21 protein-coding genes are annotated in these 20,467 nt (G+C 56.4%); 9 read left to right on the top strand and 12 right to left on the bottom strand.

Translation table 11 applies throughout. The features are described 5' to 3' along the window. Positions 1-4: 4 nt before the first annotated feature. Positions 5-1,375, top strand: coding sequence for a serine hydrolase (locus RBB63_RS06310; RefSeq protein WP_309382225.1), 1,371 nt, complete (start codon positions 5-7; stop codon positions 1,373-1,375). A 5-nt stretch (positions 1,376-1,380) separates the two neighbouring features. Here RBB63_RS06310 and RBB63_RS06305 read toward each other — a convergent pair whose 3' ends face one another. From RBB63_RS06305 to RBB63_RS06280, 6 genes are all read right to left on the bottom strand, one after another. Further along, a complete protein-coding gene (locus RBB63_RS06305) occupies positions 1,381-1,761 on the bottom strand; it encodes a DUF2237 family protein (protein ID WP_309382223.1) in 381 nt (126 codons plus the stop codon). Between the two features lie 186 nt (positions 1,762-1,947). Further along, positions 1,948-3,150: an AIR synthase-related protein gene (locus tag RBB63_RS06300; protein ID WP_309382221.1), complete on the bottom strand. Its 1,203-nt coding sequence runs from the start codon at positions 3,148-3,150 to the stop codon at positions 1,948-1,950. Positions 3,151-3,191: 41 nt separating this feature from the next. Further along, the gene (locus RBB63_RS06295) at positions 3,192-3,446 is read right to left on the bottom strand and encodes a hypothetical protein (protein WP_309382219.1); all 255 of its coding nucleotides are present in this window, start codon (positions 3,444-3,446) and stop codon (positions 3,192-3,194) included. 3 nt (positions 3,447-3,449) lie between these two features. After that, positions 3,450-3,647 carry a hypothetical protein gene (locus RBB63_RS06290; RefSeq protein WP_309382217.1) on the bottom strand — a complete coding sequence of 66 codons (198 nt, stop codon included), beginning with the start codon at positions 3,645-3,647 and terminating at the stop codon, positions 3,450-3,452. Between the two features lie 49 nt (positions 3,648-3,696). Further along, positions 3,697-4,302 carry a bifunctional phosphoserine phosphatase/homoserine phosphotransferase ThrH gene (gene thrH / locus RBB63_RS06285; RefSeq protein WP_309382215.1) on the bottom strand — a complete coding sequence of 202 codons (606 nt, stop codon included), beginning with the start codon at positions 4,300-4,302 and terminating at the stop codon, positions 3,697-3,699. Positions 4,303-4,444: 142 nt separating this feature from the next. Continuing rightward, positions 4,445-4,933, bottom strand: a complete 489-nt coding sequence (locus tag RBB63_RS06280; RefSeq protein WP_309382213.1) for a J domain-containing protein — start codon at positions 4,931-4,933, stop codon at positions 4,445-4,447. Between the two features lie 157 nt (positions 4,934-5,090). Between RBB63_RS06280 and RBB63_RS06275 the strand changes: the two genes are divergently transcribed. Together RBB63_RS06275 and RBB63_RS06270 are read left to right on the top strand one after the other, a co-directional pair. Further along, positions 5,091-5,402: a hypothetical protein gene (locus tag RBB63_RS06275; protein ID WP_309382211.1), complete on the top strand. Its 312-nt coding sequence runs from the start codon at positions 5,091-5,093 to the stop codon at positions 5,400-5,402. Between the two features lie 323 nt (positions 5,403-5,725). Beyond that, positions 5,726-6,394 (top strand): response regulator, encoded by a 669-nt coding sequence (locus tag RBB63_RS06270; protein WP_269540651.1) that lies wholly within the window; start codon positions 5,726-5,728, stop codon positions 6,392-6,394. Positions 6,395-6,731: 337 nt separating this feature from the next. On the opposite strand, the gene RBB63_RS06265 is transcribed toward RBB63_RS06270, so the two are convergent. Continuing rightward, positions 6,732-7,589, bottom strand: coding sequence for a sirohydrochlorin chelatase (locus RBB63_RS06265; protein ID WP_309382209.1), 858 nt, complete (start codon positions 7,587-7,589; stop codon positions 6,732-6,734). 45 nt (positions 7,590-7,634) lie between these two features. On the opposite strand from RBB63_RS06265, the gene RBB63_RS06260 reads away from it, so the two are divergent. Next, positions 7,635-8,228 carry an OmpA family protein gene (locus RBB63_RS06260; RefSeq protein WP_309382207.1) on the top strand — a complete coding sequence of 198 codons (594 nt, stop codon included), beginning with the start codon at positions 7,635-7,637 and terminating at the stop codon, positions 8,226-8,228. Positions 8,229-8,318: 90 nt separating this feature from the next. Further along, positions 8,319-9,299, top strand: a complete 981-nt coding sequence (gene folE2, locus RBB63_RS06255) for a GTP cyclohydrolase FolE2 (protein ID WP_309382205.1) — start codon at positions 8,319-8,321, stop codon at positions 9,297-9,299. 83 nt (positions 9,300-9,382) lie between these two features. Here the strand turns inward: folE2 and RBB63_RS06250 are convergent, their stop codons facing one another. Beyond that, on the bottom strand, positions 9,383-10,663 hold the full coding sequence (locus RBB63_RS06250; RefSeq protein ID WP_309382203.1) for a mechanosensitive ion channel family protein: 1,281 nt from the start codon (positions 10,661-10,663) through the stop codon (positions 9,383-9,385). 50 nt (positions 10,664-10,713) lie between these two features. Beyond that, positions 10,714-11,874 carry a SpoIIE family protein phosphatase gene (locus RBB63_RS06245; RefSeq protein ID WP_309382201.1) on the bottom strand — a complete coding sequence of 387 codons (1,161 nt, stop codon included), beginning with the start codon at positions 11,872-11,874 and terminating at the stop codon, positions 10,714-10,716. A 539-nt stretch (positions 11,875-12,413) separates the two neighbouring features. Between RBB63_RS06245 and RBB63_RS06240 the strand changes: the two genes are divergently transcribed. Then, on the top strand, positions 12,414-13,115 hold the full coding sequence (locus RBB63_RS06240) for a type II secretion system protein (protein ID WP_309382199.1): 702 nt from the start codon (positions 12,414-12,416) through the stop codon (positions 13,113-13,115). 60 nt (positions 13,116-13,175) lie between these two features. Here RBB63_RS06240 and RBB63_RS06235 read toward each other — a convergent pair whose 3' ends face one another. Both RBB63_RS06235 and RBB63_RS06230 read right to left on the bottom strand, forming a co-directional pair. Then, positions 13,176-14,258: a right-handed parallel beta-helix repeat-containing protein gene (locus RBB63_RS06235; RefSeq protein ID WP_309382197.1), complete on the bottom strand. Its 1,083-nt coding sequence runs from the start codon at positions 14,256-14,258 to the stop codon at positions 13,176-13,178. A gap of 14 nt (positions 14,259-14,272) precedes the next feature. Next, the gene (locus RBB63_RS06230) at positions 14,273-15,796 is read right to left on the bottom strand and encodes a sulfatase (RefSeq protein ID WP_309382195.1); all 1,524 of its coding nucleotides are present in this window, start codon (positions 15,794-15,796) and stop codon (positions 14,273-14,275) included. Positions 15,797-15,989: 193 nt separating this feature from the next. Between RBB63_RS06230 and RBB63_RS06225 the strand changes: the two genes are divergently transcribed. Next, complete coding sequence (locus RBB63_RS06225) at positions 15,990-16,787, top strand: alpha/beta hydrolase (RefSeq protein ID WP_309382193.1); 798 nt, start codon at positions 15,990-15,992, stop codon at positions 16,785-16,787. A gap of 15 nt (positions 16,788-16,802) precedes the next feature. Then, positions 16,803-17,843, top strand: coding sequence for a LacI family DNA-binding transcriptional regulator (locus RBB63_RS06220; RefSeq protein WP_309382254.1), 1,041 nt, complete (start codon positions 16,803-16,805; stop codon positions 17,841-17,843). On the opposite strand, the gene RBB63_RS06215 is transcribed toward RBB63_RS06220, so the two are convergent. Beyond that, positions 17,819-19,471, bottom strand: a complete 1,653-nt coding sequence (locus tag RBB63_RS06215; RefSeq protein ID WP_309382191.1) for a sulfatase family protein — start codon at positions 19,469-19,471, stop codon at positions 17,819-17,821. The two genes, RBB63_RS06220 and RBB63_RS06215, sit on opposite strands and share 25 nt — an antisense overlap. A gap of 229 nt (positions 19,472-19,700) precedes the next feature. Between RBB63_RS06215 and RBB63_RS06210 the strand changes: the two genes are divergently transcribed. Further along, positions 19,701-20,447: a PEP-CTERM sorting domain-containing protein gene (locus RBB63_RS06210; RefSeq protein WP_309382189.1), complete on the top strand. Its 747-nt coding sequence runs from the start codon at positions 19,701-19,703 to the stop codon at positions 20,445-20,447. Positions 20,448-20,467: the final 20 nt, after the last annotated feature.

Genomic DNA, 20,467 nt, shown 5'->3' with positions numbered 1-20,467 from the left:
ATCCGTGCTTTCAGAAAAGACTATTTCCCCGTTGTTGATTTTTTCCGTGCTGATCACCCTCGCGGCGGCTTCATTGCAGGCTCAGAAGTACGACGCCGACCGTGTGCAGGAATACCTCGATGCGCGGGTGGACCGGGATTTGAACCAGTCGATCATCGTGGGCGTCATCGATATTTCGGGTGAGAAATACCTGACGGCGGGTCAGGTGTCCGCTAATGACCCCCGCCCCCCGAAGCCGGAGGATGTCTTTGAAATCGGCGCGGTGAGTCAGGCTTTCACCGCAACGGCGACATCGGCGCTCGTCGTTGACCGCCAGCTGTTATGGTCGCAGCCCGTGAATGCCTTTGTGCCCAAGGAGGTCAGTGTGCCGCGCTTCATGAATATGCCGTTGCTGCTGATGCATTTGGGGACGCACACCAGCGGGCTGCCGCACAATCCGCCCAACCTTCAGCCGAAGGACGTCAATGATCCCTTTGCCGACTACTCTCAGCTCGACCTCTATATCGGCATCACCGTGCTGGGGATGACGATTCCACCTGGTCAGGAATACCAGAACTCCATGCTCGGCTACGGTTTGCTGGGGGACGTCTTGTCGCTGCGCACGAACAAGCCGTTCAGCGAAGTAATCGAAACTTATGTCTCGCGGCCTCTGGCGCTCAAAGATACCTCCGCGACCATTGATCCGGAGAAAATGATCCCCGGGCACAACGGTTTGCAAGTCGTTCCCAACTGGCATTGGGATTCGCTGGTGGGGGGCGGTGGGCTCTACTCGTCGGCGCGGGATTTATTGCGCTTTGTGGCGGCCAACCTGGGCATGGTTAAGGTGGATCAGGATGACGCCCGCGCGCTGCGCATGACGCAGAATGTCTACATTCGCACGTCGATGCCGAACACCAGCGTTTGCTACGGCTGGCACATGACGCAGAAGGGCATGCAGTCGGTTTATTGGCAGAGCGGCAAGACCGGCGGCTACGCTTGCTTCATTGGCTTTAACCCGATCACGAGAACCGGTTGCGTGATCCTCACGAATACGGCGCAGTCGTTGGACGATGTTGGATTTTATATTTTGGACCCGGAGCAATTTCCGCTACCTGCCCCCCCGCCGAGTGGCATCCTCCCCATCAAACAACTGAAGAAATACCTCGGCACCTACAAGGTCGGTCCGGATGCGGAGATCCACATTACGAATGACGGCGGCAAGCTCTATGCGCAGATCCCCGGACAGCCGAGTTACCGCGTTTATCCGGTAGGCAAAAACGAGTTTGCTTACGCCACTGGCGATGTGCGCATCAAGTTCAACGACGCTCGAGGAACGGTGGATTCCTTGACGATGGTCATCGGGCTGAAGACGATTTCTGGTCGCCGGGTGAAGTAGCCGTTTTAGTGCTCTCGCTTGAGTTCGTGCGCCTTGAGCTGATCGAGGTCGACGAATTCCAGGGCCGTGTTGTGGCAGGCTTCCAGAATCACGGGTGGCGCCACTCCGGCATTAAGCGCCTCGGCCCAACGACTCACACACAGGCACCATCGGTCGCCGGGCAAGAGGCCATCGAAGCCAAAATCCGGGTGCGGCGTGGACAGGTCATTGCCGGTGCGCTTGGAAAACTCCAGGAACTCGGCGGTCATCTCGGCGCAAACGGTGTGCAGGCCTTCGTCACCAGGACCGGTGCGGCAATAGCCATCGCGGTAAAAACCGGTCATGGGGTCCTGGCAGCAGCATTGCAGCTCCGTGCCGAGCACATTGGTTCGTTTGGGTGCAGACATCTCCTTTTAACAGACAACGGAGCGTGTGAAATGTTCAACGCGCTTCATCTGAAAAGACGATAAGACCACGTCAGCGCAGCGGCCCGCTTGTAAGCGTCGCCCTCCCTACCTCTTTCAGTTGGATAAGCCATTGTCGCAATGCGACAATCCGGATGCAACGCATCCGACGGTGCAGCGGGACGCTGCCTAGAGGGCGTATTTGAGGGCGCGCTTGCCGTGGAAAAGAGTCAGGTGATTTTGGCCGTCGGGCTTTTCGGATTTTTCCGTGTGGCCGATCTGCTGGGCGTCGAGGCCGAAGCTTTCGATTGCGGCGAGGACCTTCTTGACCTTGCTCTTCGGGACGAAGACTTCGAGGCGGTGGCCCATGTTGTAAACCTGATACATTTCCTTCCACGTGGACTTGCTGGCCTTTTGAATCGCCGTGAAAATCGGCGGCAGCGGCATGAGGCTGTCCTTCACGAAGTGGACCTTCTTACCGAAGCGCAGGCACTTGGTCTGACCGCCACCGGAGCAGTGGACGAGGCCGCGGATGTCTTCTGGAAATTCCTTGAGCAGCTTGGCGACGACGGGCGCGTAGGTGCGGGTGGGGGAGAGCAGGGCCTCGCCCACGGTCATGCCGTTTGCGTTGGGCAGCTCGTCCTCGAGCTTGTAAGGGCCGCAGTAAACGAGCTCTTTGTCGGTCGTGGCGTCGTAAGTTTCGGGATATTTTTCGCGGTAGTAGGGGCAGAGCAGGTCGTGGCGGGCGCTGGTCAGTCCGTTGCTGCCGATGCCGCTGTTGGGCGCGGACTCGTAATTGCACTGGCCGGCGGAGCTGATGCCAATGATCGCCAGGCCGGGCTTGATCTTGTCGCCGGAGATGACCTTGTCGCGGTCCATGACGGCGGTCGCACAGGAGTCGACGGTCACCGTGCCAACGAGGTCGCCGACGTCGGCCGTCTCACCGCCGCCGCTTTGGATGCCAAAGCCAAACTCGCGTAGCGTGCCGAGAAAATCTTCCGTGCCCTGAATGAGCTCCGCGAGCGCGGCGCCGGGGAAGCGGCGGGCATTGCGGTTGACGGTGCTGGAGAGCAGCACGCCGTCAGTCACGCCGACGCAGAGCAGGTCGTCCACGTTCATGACGATGCTGTCCTGTGCGATGCCGCGGAAAACGGACGCGTCGCCAGTCTCCTGAAAGTGCAGGTAGGCGACGTTGGACTTCGTGCCGCTGCCATCGCTGTGGATGACGTTGCACTTCTTCTTGTTGCTGGTCAGGTAGTCCTCGGTGATCTTGCAGAACGCGCCCGGGAAGAGCCCGCGATCGAGGTTGTCCACGGTGGCGTGAACTTCTTTCTTGCTGCTGGAAACGCCGCGCGCGGCGTAACGGCCTTGGTCTTTAGTCGTCTTGGGCATGGTTGATTGAGAAGAGTTGGGCAGGGGGCGTCGAAGGCAACTTATATTTGATCGGCGTAAGTAATGTCGACAACGAGAATTCGTTTGAGTGGGTGATCGACGCGGTAGAGCAAAACGTATTCATCGATGATCAAGCCGCAGATGGAGCCATCGCTGTCGCCTTCGGAAAAATCCGGATCGCGAAAGGGGTTTTTGCCCAATGCGCGCGTCTCGTAGAGCAATCGGGTGCCGTCCTGCTTCACTCGTGCCAGGAGAAAGTCCGTACAACGTTCGTTGATGAAAACGTCGTAATCCACGCGCTAATTATCTTTGAGGCGAGCTTCGAACTCCTCCATGGAAACCCAGGCACCGGGCCTCTTGTCGTCAATGCGCCGGGTTATTTCCGCACGGTAGGCTTCGTTCTCACGCAAGCGGCGCAGGACCAAATGCGCCATCAGGCGCTTGCGGTCAGCGGGCTCGAGGCGGTCTACCTCGTCAATGATTTGCGTGATGCTCATGGTTCTAGGCTATTCGTTTCAACCGCGCTGTCGAATCTTTCTTTGCCGCTTACTCCGCCAGCAGCTTCTGCAAGAGCGCCTTGAGCTGGTCGTGGTTGGTGCAGACGGGGAGGTCGCTGTTTTCGGCGGCGAATTGCTCGCTCGGGCAGTAGAGGATGCCTTGGTTCGCTGAGCGGAGCATGGTGAGGTCGTTGTAGGAATCGCCGGCGGCGATGATCTCGAAATTGAGGCCTTGTAGGGCGTGGACGGCTTTGCGCTTTTGGTCGTCTTGGCGCAGTTGGTAGCCGGTTACGCGGCCTTCGGGGTCGATGACGAGCTCATGGCAGAAGAGGGTCGGGTTGCCGAGTTGCGCCATGAGGGGGGCGGCGAACTGGGCGAACGTGTCGCTGAGGATGATCACGCGGGTCTCTGCCATGAGCCATTGCATGAATTCCTGGGCGCCGGGGAGGGGGGTGAGCCCGCCAATGACTTCCTGGATGAGTGGCAGGCGGATGTCGTGCTTGGCCAAGATGTCGAGCCGGTAGTTCATCAGCACGTCGTAGTCGGGCTCGTCGCGGGTGGTGCGCAGCAAGGCGTCGACCTTTGTGCGCTCGGCAACGGCCTTCCAAATTTCGGGTATCAGCACCCCTTCCAAGTCCAGGCAAACCAACTTCATGGCGTGCATCTTCGCGTGCGCGCGCGTCAGGTCAAGGGCAACGTGCCGGCAACGTGCCGTTGCATCCAATTATTTATGGAAACGTGCCGTTGCATCTAGAGAATTTTCCGGCGCAAAATTAGCGGAGAGGCAATGAGGCTAACTACTTCTTAAAGTGCGCCTTGGCGGCTTTGAAGGCCTCGTTGTATTCGCGGGTCTTTTGTTCGGCCAGCTCAACGAGCTCTTCGCCGAGGTCGGCGACGCGATCCGGGTGGTAGCGTTTGAGCGCGTCAAGGTAAGCTTTTTTCACCGCTTTGAAATCAGCGTCGACCGGAAGTTTGAAGACAGCGTGGAAATCTTGAGTCGCAGTTGCCGTCTTAGCCTTGGGGGGCGGGGGGGCGTGCTGACTCGTCCTGGTCTGCGGAGTTGGTTGCGGGTTAGGCTTTGGCTTGGAGTAGGACGGGCTGCCTGGCTCGAATAGATGATCTTTTTTAAACTGTCTTAGAAGGGTCAGGCGCGCGTTGGGGTAGATGCGGCGCATTTTCTCGTTGGCCTCCCGAATAGTTTCCGCAGGCAAAGACTCGGTGAACTCGCTGCCATCGGGCTGCACCAATTGAAACTCAAACCACGGCTGATCGCGCTGGGGAATCATCGGCGCGCAACATTAGTCACGCGTTTGCTGGTGGCAATAAAAGATGCGCCTGACGCTCGAAGCGCGTGCTTTTAGGTTGGACCTGGGCGTGCTGGACCGCTAACCCAGACTCTGCATTTAAAAATGCAAACACGCTAATCTCCTAAACTGTGTTCTTATGAAAATGATGATGACGGTGAGTCTGCCTCACCATATGTTCAACGTGGCCGCAAAAGATGGATCGGTCATGTCAAAATTCAACGCTGCAATCGAGGCCGTTAAGCCTGAGGCAACGTATTTCATGTCGCTCGACGGTAAACGCAGCATTATCCTGATTGTGGATTTGCCGGACGCATCGAAGATTCCCTGGTTGTGTGAACCGTGGTTTCTTGCCTTTGAGGCCGATGTGTCAATTCAGCCGGTGGCGACGCCGGAGGATTTCGCGCACGCGGATTTCGCAACGATCGCCAAACAGTGGGTGGTCGCTTAGCTCGCCTAAGTTTGCCTGTTTCAGAATCAATCCTAGCATTGGGCCACTTGCGGGCATTTGGTCCAATGCTTGATTGGTTGTGACTTTTGTCCGGTGGCCTAAGTTGGCCAATTTACGGATTTAATAGTGCCGTTTGGCTCTTTATTTTCTAAAAAAGCGTTAAAAAACTAGATTTAGGGCTGATTATGATGGATATTTGGATGTTTTACCTTTCCATTTCGTTATCATCTACGTTATATTTATTAAATCCGCCATTCGGAAGCTTCCGCCAATTCAAGATTTAAAAACGAACCTTAAATACCATAATCCTTTAACGGACCGGCATGAAGACAGTAGCCATTATTGAAGACCAGACCGCCGTGCGCGAAATGATTGCGGACATTATCCGCTCAACCCCCGGCTTTGAAGTGATCGCCGAGTCTGGCGAAGGCCAGGAAGCGCTCAATATTTGCCTGGAGCAAAAACCAGACTTCATCGTGTTGGACATTATGTTGCCTGGGCTCAATGGCGCGGAAGTCCTGCGTCGCATCGCCAAGCAACTGCGTAACTCCCGCGTATTGGTCTTCTCCGGCTATCAAAATCCTTCCCTCGTTCGTGAGCTTCTCCAAGCAGGCGCTCATGGTTTCGTCGAGAAGTCTGCTCCCCTTTCTGAGCTTCGCAAGGGCATCGATATCGTCGCAAACGGCGGTAGCTACTTTGGCCCGGAAGTCGCCCAAATGCTCCGCGAAGCCGTGCTCAACCCGAGCGCCAATGCGAAAAAGGGCGTCGAAGTCCTCACTGCCCGTGAACGCGAAATCCTCCAACTCATTGCCGAAAGCTACAGCACCAAGGAAGTCGCGCAAAAGCTCAGCATCAGCGTGAAGACTGCGGAAAACCACCGCACCAATCTGATGAAGAAGCTCGACCTCCACGATGTCGCCAGCCTGACGCGTTTCGCGATCCAGCATGGCCTCGTCGAAGGCATGGTTCGCACCCCCCAACAAACCGCCTAAGCAGCGTCCCGCTGCACCGGTGGATTTGCCCAGGGGGCAAATGCCGAGGGGCAATTGCCTTTTAGAAAACGCGTTCCGGATGGAGCGCGTTTTTTTGTCTTAAAGAAAGGTGACGCGGAACGTCCTGTTCTGCCGCTTCGTTCGGAAGTGCAGGAGGGCTTGAGCTTGTTCGACGCCGCATTCGCTCAAGTCTTCCATACGGCCACCTACTGCGGCATCAAGCAAGCTTGGCCTTGCATGGCAACCGCATTTTGCCAGCACTGCGTCAGGGCGGCTTGTCTGGAAACTGCGCCCCTGCCTGATCCAGTTGGATTGGCGTTGTGCGCCATGCACAAATCTATCGGTCCAGTCGGAGGCTGGCGTGTTCGGTCAATATTTCTTCGATCAGTGGATGATTGCCGAGTGGCTCGGTTCGAACGCAGTGCAGGCCGTCTACATCCGCTTCTGCGGCGGAGCAGATTTGGGCGATGTCGCCGCCGTCGCCCGCATGGCGTCCTGGCCCAAGAAAAAGCAAGGCGACGACAACATCGCGGGCAAAGTCGGGATTGCGCAGCGCTCGCTCAAGCAAGGGTTCATTGAAATCATACTCCGGGCCATCGCGGCGTTCCATCGAGGCAACGGTAAAGGCGCTGCAACGCTGGCCCAATAGCTGATGAACTTGCGCGCCGATCATATCGCGTGCGGCGGCGACTTTGGGTTCCGGGCTGCCGTGGTCCACGATGATCACGGCAGGCTGTTTGAGTTGATGGCGTGCAATGGTATGGTCGATCCGCTCCACGAGGGCGCGGGGCAAGCGGTCGTCAGGACAAGTTTCATCAAAGAGGGCGGGGGCGATGTCGACGCGGAGGTCCGCCCATTCCGGATTCTCGGCGCGGAGTTTTGCGATGACCTCGGGTAGGTATTGAGTCAGCGCCCGACTGGGTCCGATGAAATATGGGAGCACGCGAAAATGCCGCTGGCCTGCGTGGAGCCTGCGCCTCAGGGCGGGGGCAAAGGTTTCGGCGGGAAAGCCGTCCAGTTGTTCGGGGGGGACCTTGCTGGAGTGCAGAACAGAGACTGGTGAAACCAGTCGTCCGAGTCGTTCGGTCAGGTTGTCGGCGGTCCGCCGGAGACCGTGGATGGCCTCCGGGCGTAAAGAGCCGTTGTCAACGAGCAATAAAGCCGGTTCGGGTGCGGGTTTTTTTTCGGATACCATGAAAATGACTTGCGCCTAGTATTTGGCATGCAAAACTATGGCGGCATGTCCCGCGTTTTCAACTTCGCCTTTGTATCTTTATTTGCAGTTTTACTTTTCTCCGGTTGTTCCGACACCGAGCCTAAGCCCGAAGATACGGTGCTAGGTCAGCCCAATCGCCCCAATGGCGGTAACGGCTTCATTAACGAAGCGGACATTGCTGGCGCCGGTGGCGCTTACAGCAACAATAGCTGGAACGACGATGGCTTGTCGGATCGCAACGATTTTAATGGCGGGATGGGCGACGGCATGAACGGCCCACAAAACGTGATGGACTCCGTTTACTTTGGCTTTGACCAATACAGCATACCTGCCGCAGAGCGTTCCAAGGTGGACGCCGCTGCGGACTACCTGCGCAGCAATCCCGGGGCCCGCCTCATTGCAGAAGGCCACACCGACGCCATTGGCACCTCGGAATACAACAACGGTCTCAGCGACCGCCGCGCCAACAGCGTGAAGACCTATCTTGAGCAGTTGGGCATTGATGGCGGCCGTGTGGAAGTCCTCGCCATGGGCGAACTTCAGGCTGACCAAAGCGCCACCAAGGGCAGCGCCGCATCCAGCCAAGATCGCCGCGTAGACCTGATCACGGTTCAATAATTTGGCGCTTCCAGGCCATTAGGCTCCGCTTGAAATGGGGGTTGCGCAACTGGCTTTTTGTGTTACGTTGCTTGGTTCGTCACTATCAAAATGAGCGATCCACTTTCCAGCATCGACCCGCAGACAGCCGCTTCCAAGCCCGCGAAGCCGCAGGTGCGCTATGACCATAATTTCAAGGTGACTCCTGAGTATCGCGAGTCCCTGCCGGACATGCAGAATGCCGACAGCGCCAACATACATGGCGCGAATGTGCCGATTATGCAGGTGGGCATCAACAACTTCCGCCTGCCGCTCTTGTTCCTGACTGGTGATCAGCGCCAGATCACGCTGGAAACATCCGTCACCGGGACGGTGTCGCTGGCCGCGGACGCCAAGGGCATTAACATGAGTCGCATCATGCGCGTGTTCTACGATTTTAAAGACCGCGTATTCGACCTCGAACTGCTCGAAGAAATTCTCCTCCGCTACAAGCAGGAAATTGGCAGCAGCCGCGCGCGCCTCAAGCTGAGTTTCAGCTACCCGATCCTCAAGCCAAGCCTCCGCAGTAATTTGGAGGGCTGGCAGTATTACCAGGTAGCCTTTGAAGGTTTTCTCGACGACTTGAACCGCTTCCGCAAGGTCATCCACTTTGACTTCGTGTATTCGTCGGCTTGCCCATGCTCCTCGGAGCTGAGCGAGCACGCTCGTGATTCGCGCAACATTTACGGCATCCCGCACTCGCAGCGCAGTAAAGCGCGCGTGTCGCTGGAGGTGCGTCAGGGCGAGCTAATCAGCCTTGAAGAAGTGCAGCAGCTCTGCCTCGCCGCGCTGAAGACCGAGACCCAGGTGATGGTGAAGCGTGAGGACGAGCAGGCGTTTGCCGAGCTCAACGGGGCTTATGTGAAGTTTGTCGAAGACGCCGCTCGTCTGCTCTATGAGCAGTTTGACGCCGACCGCCGCATTCGGGATTTCCAGATCGCCTGCGCGCATTTGGAGTCGCTGCATTCGCACGACGCGGTGGCCGTGATCAACAAGGGCCGCGAAGGTGGTTTCGACGCCGATTTCAGCCACTTCAAAGACCTCGTCTGCTAACCAACCTCCGGTTGGATCGATAGATTTGCCCATCGGGCAAATGATTTTAATCCGTAGCACAGGCGTCTCGCCTGTGTTTCGTTTTATAGGGTTTCGTCCTCGGCGTCTGGCGCTTTGGGCGTCGTTTGAACAATGATCGGCGTGGAGCTTTTGAGGTGGAGGTCGCGTTGCGGGAACGGGATTTCGATGCCGGCTTCCTTGAAGCGGTCCCAAATTTCCAGCAGCACCATGCTCTGGACATTGGCGACGCCTTCGTGGGGATCGCGGATCCAGAAGCGCAGTTGCAAGTCGACTGAGCTGTCGCCGAAGCCGCGCAACAGGCAAACGGGGGGAGGGTCTTTCAGGACGCGGCTCTGTTTGAGGGCAGCCGCCTTGCAAATCTCAATCGCCTGGTGCGGGTCTTCGGAGTAGGCGATGCCTACATCGAGCTTGATGCGCACGCGGTCGTGGCTGAAGGACCAGTTGACCACACGCTGGGTGATTAGGTCTTCGTTGGGTATCAGGTGCTCGGTGCCGTCGCGGGTGATCACGGAGACATACCGTGCGCGCAGGCTGTTGATCCAGCCGTAGGTATCTTCGAGCTCGATGACGTCGCCCGGCTTGATGGAACGGTCAGACAGGAGGATGAAGCCACTGATCAGATTGGAGACGATTTTCTGGAGGCCAAAACCGAGGCCGATGCCCAAGGCTCCGCCAAAAATCGTCAATGCCGAGAGGTCGATGCCCACCGAGGTAAGCCCGATGACCATTGCCACGACAATGAATATGATGCGGATGAATTTCCCAATCAGCGCCCGGGTAGAGGGATTGATGCGGTCAATCGTTTCGACGCGACGCTCAATGAGCTGCGACAGCCCGATGCCGACCCACAGCGCGATAGCCAGCGAGATGGCGACGGTGATTAAATCCCAAAACGTGAGCGTTGTGTTGCCTGCAGTGAAAGGCAGGTTTTTGCCTTTAAGAAATTGCACGATCACGTCGTCAATTATCAGCACTTCGAACGCGCTGATCAGGAAGAGGATGATGGCGGTCGATTGTGCCCAGAAACGATCTCGGATGAAGGATGTGGCGAGACCAATAATGCTCCACAGGGTAAAGATCGTGGCGGCCACACGGAAGATCGGCGCTGGAAACCCTGCGAGGATCAGCCCGGAGGAAATAAGCACACAAGCGATGGCGAGGGCGATGAGTTCCTTATTCTCACGTAACCACAGCTTTGGGCTGTAACGGACTGGGCTTTCTTCGGCTTTGGGGCGAAAGGTCAAGTAAAGGCCGAGCCAGATGATGCTGACAGCGATGACTTGCCACCAGTATTCGGGGTTCGTCGCCTCCTTCGCGGGGTACAGCCAATCCAGCGCGTTCATTGAGTTTATGATGCACGCAAGGAAGTCTTAAGTCAAGCCAGGCAAGGGATTTACGGCCCTTCAATCACTGCCAGGGTCAGGTCGTCTTCCATGGTGATTTCATCGCCGATCTGGCGCACGCGCTCGGTGATGGAATCGGCCTGATGCTGCGGGGAAAGCTGGATGGTCGAGCGGATCAATTGCTCAAAGGAAAGTTCACCGTAGGCGTCGAGGATTTCCGGTAGACCATCGGTGAAGAGAAACATGCGGTCGCCTGTGTCGAGTTCGCCGTGGACTTCGCGGGACGAAGGTTCATCCATGAGGCCCATGGCCAGGCTTTCGCTGAACTGCATGGTTTCCAGCTTGCGCGTTTGCTTGCGGTAAATGATGGGGGGAGGGTGCCCGGCATTCGCCGCAGAGTACGTTAAGTGCCCGGAATCGGCGAGGAGGAAGTGCCCGCAGACCGCCGACATGAAGCGGTTCTTGAATTGCCCGAGCAGCAGCGTATTCAGGCTGGTCATGAATTGCTCGGGCGTGCCGTCGTATTTGCCAGCCAACTGATCAGTCAGGTGGCGCACCAGCACGGTGTACATCGCGGCGGAGAGGCCATGGCCACAGACGTCGCCGATGAAGAAAAACGTGTATTTTTTCGGAGTGACCGGGAATACAATGATGTCGCCGCCCACGGCTTCCATCGGACGATAAGACACGCCAACGGTCATGCCGTCGAAGTCTGGCACCCGGCCGGGGATCATCAACTTTTGCACTTGGCGCGCGCTTTCGAGGTCGCGCGAAAGGATGTCATTTTGGTGTTTGATGACGGCTTGGGCGCGATGCTGGTCTGTGATGTCGCGCGAGATGCCCAGGATGCCAGCGATTTTTCCCGACTCCAGGAAGAGCGGAACTTTCGTCGTCGAGACCCACGTAATGCTGCCATCGGGCCACACCTCGCGCTCTTCCTTGTTGATGACCGGTTTGCCCGAGAGGATAATGTTTCTTTCGTCTTCGAAGGCTTCGCGTGCGTGCTCTTCATTGAAGAAATCGAAATCGGTTTTGCCGATTAATTCGTCTGGGTCATTGCAGCCGTGCTTTTCAGCGAGGGCTTTGCTGACGACTAGAAAACGGCTACGGAGGTCCTTGAAGTAGACGCGGTCAGGCGTCTGCTCCATCAGCGCTTGAAACAGCTTGCGACTGCCAGGCACCATTGGACGCGTTAGCTCATCTTCTGACATACAGCCTAGGCTAGATCACACTTTGCGTAAATCAACTCATTTGCCGCCGGAATTTGGATTATCTTATCGTCACCCAACGCGTGTAGGTTTAGCCGAGGCGCGCTTGCCTGTATTCATTATTGGCAAAAAAGAAGGAGCGCCAACCTCTACAGGCTGGCGCTCCTATAAGTGCAACGAGTATTAGGAGAAAAAGTTAGCGCATTTGAAGTACTGCGTCGGGGCTGAACAGGAGCCGTCCGGAGCGGCAGTCGCTCTGCAGTAAACGAGCGTTTCAATTGCTGAATTAGCATTCGTTGTTGCAGGGAGACGATAAATCAAGGGCGAAGTTCCGTTTTATCAGCCAAATGAGAAATATTTGCTCCATTTTATGCGAAAAAACGCCGCCTAAATACTTTTCCCTAGCTGTATTAGGTAAATTACTTGGGCGCCGATAAACTACAAAGAAAAGTGATCGTTGATCGTCCTGAATAATGTTCCAAATGCATTGAGTTGCCATGAGGTTAGCTTACACGCTAGATTAGAGGAGAATTAAGATACCCATGCCCAAATCCCATCGCCCCGCTTTTACCCTCGTTGAATTGTTGACTGTGCTCGCTATCGTCGGCGTGTTGGCGTCGATCCTGATCCCGGTGGTCGGCAATATCCGCAGCAAGGCCAACCAAGTCACCTGCACCTCCAATTTGCGTCAATTGCACATGACGATCATTTCCATGACCAATGACAACAAGGGGATTCTGCCTGCCGCCCAAAATAAGAAGCCCAATCCGAAGGATAACGAATTCTGGGTCAATGCGGTTTTGGACTACGTGGATTATCCCTCGACAGAAGACTTTAAAGAGCAGTTCTCCTGCCCAAGCTGGGATGGCAATTCGAACGGGACCCACTGGTATCTCGGTTATGCCTATAACACCACGCCCGCTTACCTGGGTGACAGTTCGGGAATTACCCAGAACAGTAAGAATAACGGCAATCCCATGATTGTTCAGGCTAATGGCAATGAACATCGCTACCGATTGGTGGAAGTTGCGTTCCCCGAGCGCACCATCATGTTTCTGGATTCGTGGGATTGGCACATCAATAAAAACATGGGCACCGATCCGGCCATGGATCGCCATGAAGATTGCTGCAATGCGGTCTTCTATGACGGCCATGTGGAGGCCATGTATTCGCTCGAGGATGTGACGCATGCAATCACTGATCCTCAGACTTACACCCCCGCCCGCAATTCAGGTCAGGGGTAGTGCGGTCTAGCTAGAGCATTTCTAAAAAGCACGCCAACCGGCGTTATGTGCGGCCACGCTTTATGCGGTGGCCGCTTTAGTTATGCCGGGGTGAATCGAACCGATGTTGTCCTTGAGGACGACGTTTGCGCCGTGGTTGCCCAAGTCGACGATGAGCTCTTTCTTAAAGCCGCGGTCAAATATGTTGTCCTTGATGATGCAGTTTTCGAGTTCGCCGATGACAAGCCCATAGTCTGGCGAGGCGGCGTCGCGCGACTCCGAGTTGGGGTCGTCTGCGGAAACCTCGGCTACATTGCTCGACATCACTAGCCCACGCGCATTGCGAATGCGCACGTGAGAGGAATCGTATGGCTGGTTGCCGCAACGGGCGGGCTTGCCATTGCGATAGAAGATGTTGCCGGTCAGCGTCAGTTGTGAGGCGGGCACGCCATCGCGGTCTTTGATGTCGATGGCCGGGCCGCCGGAGCGGTCAAAAAAGTTGCCGGTGATGTTGTAATGGTCCCCCCCCTGGATCAGGAGACCAGCGCCAAAGTTCCATTCCACACGGTTGGCGGTGAAGGTGACGGAGGCATTTTCCTCGTAGGCGCCAAAGCCGGCGCGACCATTGCCGGTCAGCCAGTTATCCATGATGAAGCCATCCCAGCCGCGCAGCCATATGCCGTCTCCGCCACAATGAGATATCATGCAGTGGCGCACGCTGAAGCACCAGATGCGTTTAAAATAAAGGCCGTTGCCGGTAAAGCTGTCCACGCGGCAGCGCTCCACGCTGACGGTGGCTTCCTCGCCCCAGCCCCCATAATCGGGCTGCTCAAGCTTGATGCCGTGGATTTCGTTACCGAGTTCGCCGCCGGACAGGCTCAGGCCATTGATGTTAACGCCGCCTGCGCGGGTGACGTCGATCAGGCAGTCGGCCTTGGGATCGTTGAGTTCCAAAATGGAGCCGCCCACGTCGCGAAAGCCCCAGGCCGGGTTGCCGAAGAGGCCGGTAAATGGCCGCATGCGCAGCGCCCCGGTGCAGAAGCGTCCGTCGGGCACGTAGACGGTGCTGCGCGTTTCCCCAGCTTTATCGAGCGCTGCCTGGATGGCGCGGGTGTTGTCTGTTTGGCCGTCGCCGACGGCGCCGAAATCGAGAATGTTTAGCATATTAAAAGAGAGGCTTACGGGGCGTGTTTCCAGCCGAATCCCGCATCGAGCTGAGCGAACATGGCTTCGGCGATGGCTTGGTACGCCGGGTTGCTATATTGGTTTTTCGTTTCGCCCGGGTCGGATTGGTAGTCGTAAAGTTCGGTGAGCACGACTTGATCGTTTTGTGTTTTTTCGTCGAGGTTGTTGCCACGTTCATACCAAACCGTGAGGCGGTAGCGCTCGTTGCGCAGGGAGTGACCCATGACGTTGCGCATGGGGCTGAACTGGCTGAAGGCGAGGTTGCTCCATGGCGCATCAGGGTTGTCGATGATGCCTGCCATGCTGGAGCCTTGGAGCGCCAATTCGGCAGGCTGCTCAGGCAGTGGGATGCCGGCGAGGTCACACAAAGTCGGGTAAATATCCACAAACTCCACGACATTTTCATTCATGGCGCCGGGGTTGGGCATGCCTGGATAGCTGATGAGCAAAGGCGCGCGTGTGGCTTGTTCGAAATTGGAATGCTTGGCCCAAAAGCCGTCGTGGTCGCCCAGATGCCAGCCGTGGTCACCCCAAACGATGATGATGGTGTTGTCGGCCTGGCCCGATGCTTCGAGCTCGGTCAGCAGTTCGCCCACGAGGGCGTCCACGTAGCTGACGCAGGCGTAGTAAGCATGCGCCAGGTGCTGGGCGAATGCCGGGTCTTTGATGCCGCCCTTTGGGTAATCATCGTAAGCGCGCATTTCGACGCCTTCACCGGGAGGCGCCCAAGGCAGCGAGCCGGTGGGAACTTGCCGCGTGCCGCGGTAATCGGCGTAGCCGAAATCGGTATCGTCATAGAGCTCCCAATACTTCTCTGGCGCATTGAAGGGCAGGTGCGGACGCTGGTAACCCACTGCGAGGAAAAACGGTTTGTCGGTGTTTTCGCGGGTTTTCGAAAGTTCTTTAATCAGGCCTACGGCTTGTTGGGTCATCTTGCCGTCGGCGAGGCCATGGTCGTCGACTTTGCCGCGGTCGGTGAGTGAGGGGCGAACGTTCCAGAAAGCTTTTCCTTTGGCGAGTTGGCTATCTTCTTCTTCGGACTTGCCGGGCTCGTAGTAGCGCTTTTTGCCGCCATTGGTGTAGCGCCAGTTGCCGCCAAAAGAGATGTCGTTGTCCTGGTTTTTCGCCTGGCCGCCGTGGTAGATCTTACCAATGCCCGCGACCTGATAGCCCGAGTCGCCAAAATGCTGAGGCAGCGTAATCACCTCGGGCAAGACATCGCGCACGTCTGTTTTTAGATCCAGAACTTCGGCGGTGTCTGGGCGCAGACCCGTTAATAAGGATGCGCGGGACGGCGCGCACACTGCATATTGACAGTAAGCTTTGTCAAAAATACGGCCCTGAGACGCAATTTTATCGAGATTCGGTGTGTGTGCATACGGGTCGCCGTAGGCGCCAAGCACCGGCTTCAAGTCGTCTATGGCGATGAAGAGCACATTGGGGCGCGTGGTCTCGGCGCAGGCAGTTGAGGCGCCGACCAGGCAGGCGATAGAAAGCAATCGAGCGAAATATTTCATGGGGATTAACAACTATTTTGAATTTTATACGGGTTCAGGCAATTGACTTGCCTTGTAACATTATACATGAAATCGCGTTGTTTGTGAATAATGTTTCAATTGATGGCCCTTGCCGCTAGTATACCGTGTCATAAGTTTAGAAGCAGCTTTGCTTCATCCTATGATTACACCCCGATTATTGATAATCCTCACGATGCTCTTTGCATTCACTAACGCAACTCTGGCGCAGAACGGCGTTGAGCTGATCGAATTTAAAGAAGTGGAGGGGGAGAACTTGCAACTGCACGTTGCATACCCGAAGGGACACACCGCTTCGGACCAACGCCCGGCGGTCGTCTTTTTCTTTGGAGGCGGCTGGAAGCAGGGCAAGCCTGGGCAATTTTATCCCTACATTCGTGAATTGGCGGCTCAAGGCATCGTGGGCATTTCTGCTCAATACCGGACGAAGAGCAGCCACGGCGTTAGCCCGAAAGAATGTGTGCAGGACGGCAAGTCGGCCTTGCGCTATGTCCGCGAGCATGCGGTCGAAATGGGCATTGATCCGAATAAAATTTTAGCAGGCGGCGGTTCGGCTGGCGCCCATGTCGCGCAATGCACGGCGATCAGCGATGCGCCAGATGAACCGGGCGAAAATTCCGCGATCAGCACCAAACCGGCCGCATTGATTTTGCTGAATCCCGTCCTCAGCACAGGCCCCGATGGCTACGCGCATGGCTACGTGAAGAATGCGGTGAATGATTGGGAGACCGTTTCACCACTGCACCGCATTGCGGAATTGCCGCCGACCCTCTTGGAGATTGGCGATGACGACAACGTTTCACCGTTGCCCATGGTGCTGGAATACCAGGCCCAGATGGAAGCCGCTGGCACGCGCTGCGACCTGATCCTTTTCGAAGGCGCCACGCACGGATTTTTTAACCGCCCACAATATCAGCAGGAAACAATCGACCAGATGATCATTTTCCTGCGATCACTGGGCTACATCCAGTAATCTAAATTTTATTTTCTGCCCCTGAACAGTAGCCAACACATTACCCTGCGTGACGTCGCTAAGGAGGCGGGCGTCAGCTTGGCCACCGTTTCACGAGCGTTGCGGGACGATCCCAGCACGGCTGAGAAAACGCGTCTCCATGTGCAGGGCGTCGCCGATAAATTAGGCTATCGCCCGGACCCGGCATTACAGGTTTTGATTGAGCGCCGCTGGCGTGGACGTCGTGCTGACGAGGGGCTCAATTTATGCTTCCTTTACGATGGGGCAGGGCAGGACGCCAGCGTCGCCACTGCACAGTTTAAACGCTTTAAGGAGTCGTCCAAGGCGCTGGGTTACACCTTGATTCCGATTGACATGAGTGAGTTCGCCACGGTGCAAAAGCTCATTCACCGGCTGGAATCGCAAGGCGTGTCCGGCATTGTTTTTTCCCTGCTCTCATCAACCTCCTACGACATCACTGAGCTCTGCCAGCGGTTTGCGGCAGTGAGCATCAACGTATCGCAGGTGCAGCCAAATTGCCCGATCATCATGCATGATGAGTTCCGCAGCATCGAGAAGGTGTGGAAGCAGTTGGAGGCGTTGGGCTACCGACGATTTGGCGTCATTTTCGAAGAATATCCGGAATCGTTTTCGATGGACCAGCGATTGGGCGCCGTCTACTGCCGCCAGCGTTTTGTTCAACCAGCCAAGAACCGCATTCCTATCTTCTTTTATCCGAAAGAAGCAAAAGGGCCGAACGAGAAACTGCTCAAGTGGCTGGAGAAATATCAGCCCGATGTGCTCCTTGGCGATACGCACCACGAGGTGGAAATGCTCGATGAGATCAATGTGCGCGTGCCGGATGACTTCGCCTTTGCTTCGGTGAACATGTGGGATGCATCCAAAATCGGCGAGATTGCAGGCTACTTCCGGGATAATGTGCTTTTGTTTGAGCGAGGTCTTCAACTGCTCAACATGATGGTTCGCTCCGGCGCGACTGGCGCCAGTCAGGGGCAACTGGTGGAAATGGTCAACGGCGTCTGGAAGGACGGTCAGTCCTTGCCCGCGTTGACGTAGGCCTCCGCGTGGGTTTGCTTTTTGCCCCCGAGTTGCAACTGGACTTCCACCGGTTCGCTGTCGGCATAACCAATGCGCACGGCGCGCGCGGAGATGGCGTGTTCGCCGGCTGAAAGCTTGATCGGCTGGGTGTAAAGACGCCAGCGCTCGTGTTCGTCCTCCGCATAGCGCCAGGCAATGGAGGCGCCTTGGGTGGAGCATTCCAGCATCAGCCAGGCGGGCGTCTCATAGGTTTCGTCCGGGTGATAGGCTTCCACGCCCGGATGTTGCGCATCAATGATGATGGGCATGGGCGCTGCGGTAGTGGGTTGCTTGCCATCGGGATACCAGCGTCGCACCATTTCGAATTCACTGAGTTCGCTCAGGTCGCCGACGTCGCGCAGCCACTGGTCCGTCGCCGCGCGCATGCGTTGCAGGGTGGCGCTGTACTCGGCATCGCCAGCGAGGTTGTGCAGCTCATCGGGATCGACATGCGTGTCATAAAGCTCTTCCGGCGGGCGGTTGGGCGCAAAGAAAGCCGCCTCTTGCACTGCGTTGAGCCCGTCTTCGGTGCGCAAGCGCCAGAGCTCCTGCATAATGGGGTGCTGGTGCATGTAGGGCTGCCAGGCGGCGCGTCCCTTTTCCGGGTAATAATTACGGATGTATTTGAAGCGATCATCACGGGCGCAGCGAACGCGGTCGTAGGCGCAGTCAAAGCGATCCCGGGATGCAAAAATGTAGTCGCGTGTTTCGTTGGTTTCTTGCCCGAAGAAGACCTGGCCCTGTAGGTGGCGTGGCAGTTGGACTCCCGCTGCGGCAAGCATGGTGGGGGCGAGATCGATTGTGCTGACGAGGGCGTCGTTGAGCGTGCCCGGTTCAATCTGTCCGGGCCAACGAACGATCATAGGAACGTGAAGCCCGGAGTCGTAGAGCCAGCGTTTGCCGCGGGGCAGGGGGCCGTGGTCGCTCCAATGGCAGACGATGGTGTTTTCCGCCAAACCGTCTTCGGCCAGTTGAGCAAGCAGCTCGCCCAGGCGGCGGTCGTTGTCGACGAGATTAGAATACATGCGCGCCATGGCTTCGCGGACGCGTCGCGTATCTGGAAAATACGGCGGCAGCTTTACGTCGGCTGGATCGATGACCAAGCCGTTGCAGTTTTCCTCCCACATATTGCTTTCATGGGACTGCTCGAAGTTAAAAACCGCGAAAAATGGCTGCTCCGGATCAGGCCGGTTGCGCCAATGAGCCTCAAAACTGATCTCGTCCCAAGCGGTAATCGGCGGGGTAAATTGGTAGTCGGTTTTGATGTTGTTGGTGCAGTAGTAGCCCTCGGCGCGCAAGTATTCCGAAAAGCATTTTACATGGGCGGGAATGACAGCGGAATAGGGCGTGGGCACGCCGGGCATGCCCTCCTGCTTATGGCTGGTCCGCATGTGTTGCGCGCCAATGGAGATCGGATACATGCCAGTGATAACGCCAGCGCGCGCGGGGGCGCAAACCGGCGCGCTGGAGTAGGCGTTGGGCCAGATGCAGCCCTCTGCCGCCAGTTGATCCACGTTGGGCGTTTGGGCGACGGTATCGCCATAGCAACCGTAGCATGGGTTGCTGTCTTCAAAGGAAATCCAGAGGATGTTGGGGCGTTTGCTCATGTGCGCCGGGGAGGGGGGCTAAATTTTTCCGTTATTTTAAAATCCGCTTAAGATGGCGCAATAAACCCGCTCTGGAACCATATCCATTGGATGGGTGGCTTGAGTGAATCGTCTTTGTGTCGATAATTCACCCAGGCTTCTGAATATGGTTTCATTGCGCGGTGTTTGAACCACGGCGGGATATGCCTATTAATAGAAGCCATCAATACCTCTAACCCCTCTTAACATTATGAATAAGCTTCTTCTCATTGGTCTTACTTCCTGCTGCGCTTACAGTCTTAGCGCGGTAACCATCGTTAGCAGCGTTTCCGACCTGACTTTTGACTTCTCTGGCGGCGCCGCTGAAGTCAGCTCGGGAGCGGACACGATCAGCATCAGCACGTCAAAGAATTCTTTTGCTACGGCAAGCCTGCCGGATACCTACCAGCTTGGGCTGAACGAGACGATGTCGATTACGTTTGATCTGCAGTTGGACAACGTGCCGACCAACACTGCTTCAACCTTCAATATCAACTTCGCCAATTCCGATGGCGACTTCTATCAGGCGCGTGTGAACCCGCTCGATACCGACACGAATGGAGACTTAACTTTTGGCGAGAAAGTGGGTGGCTCCAGTGACACGAATCTCGGCAAGTATCAGTTGCTGAATTCGATGGGCATCACCGCGCATCAGATGACGCTCTTGATCGAGCGTACTGACGTCGATGAAATGTCGATTACTTACAGCAGCCCAACGCTCTCCACGCCGCGGACCGTTACGAACGACTTAACCACGATCAACAGCATTTTTGACGAGATACAATTCAACTTTGGTGGTGATGCCTGGGGCGAGGACTTCGACGGCAGTCCCATGATCGCAACCATCTCGAATTTGACGATCGACACTACAGGCTCGGTTATTCCCGAGCCGTCGACGTACGCCATGGTGCTTGGCGCCTCTGTGCTGACCTTGGGCATCATGCGTCGTCGCAAGTAATTATCTTTTCTCGATAACTA

This window comes from Cerasicoccus frondis, from assembly GCA_031296915.1.
In the GTDB taxonomy this organism is placed as follows: domain Bacteria; phylum Verrucomicrobiota; class Verrucomicrobiia; order Opitutales; family Cerasicoccaceae; genus Cerasicoccus; species Cerasicoccus frondis.
Note: the sequence above shows the minus strand (reverse complement) of the source record. Positions and strands in the feature narration are given on the sequence as shown.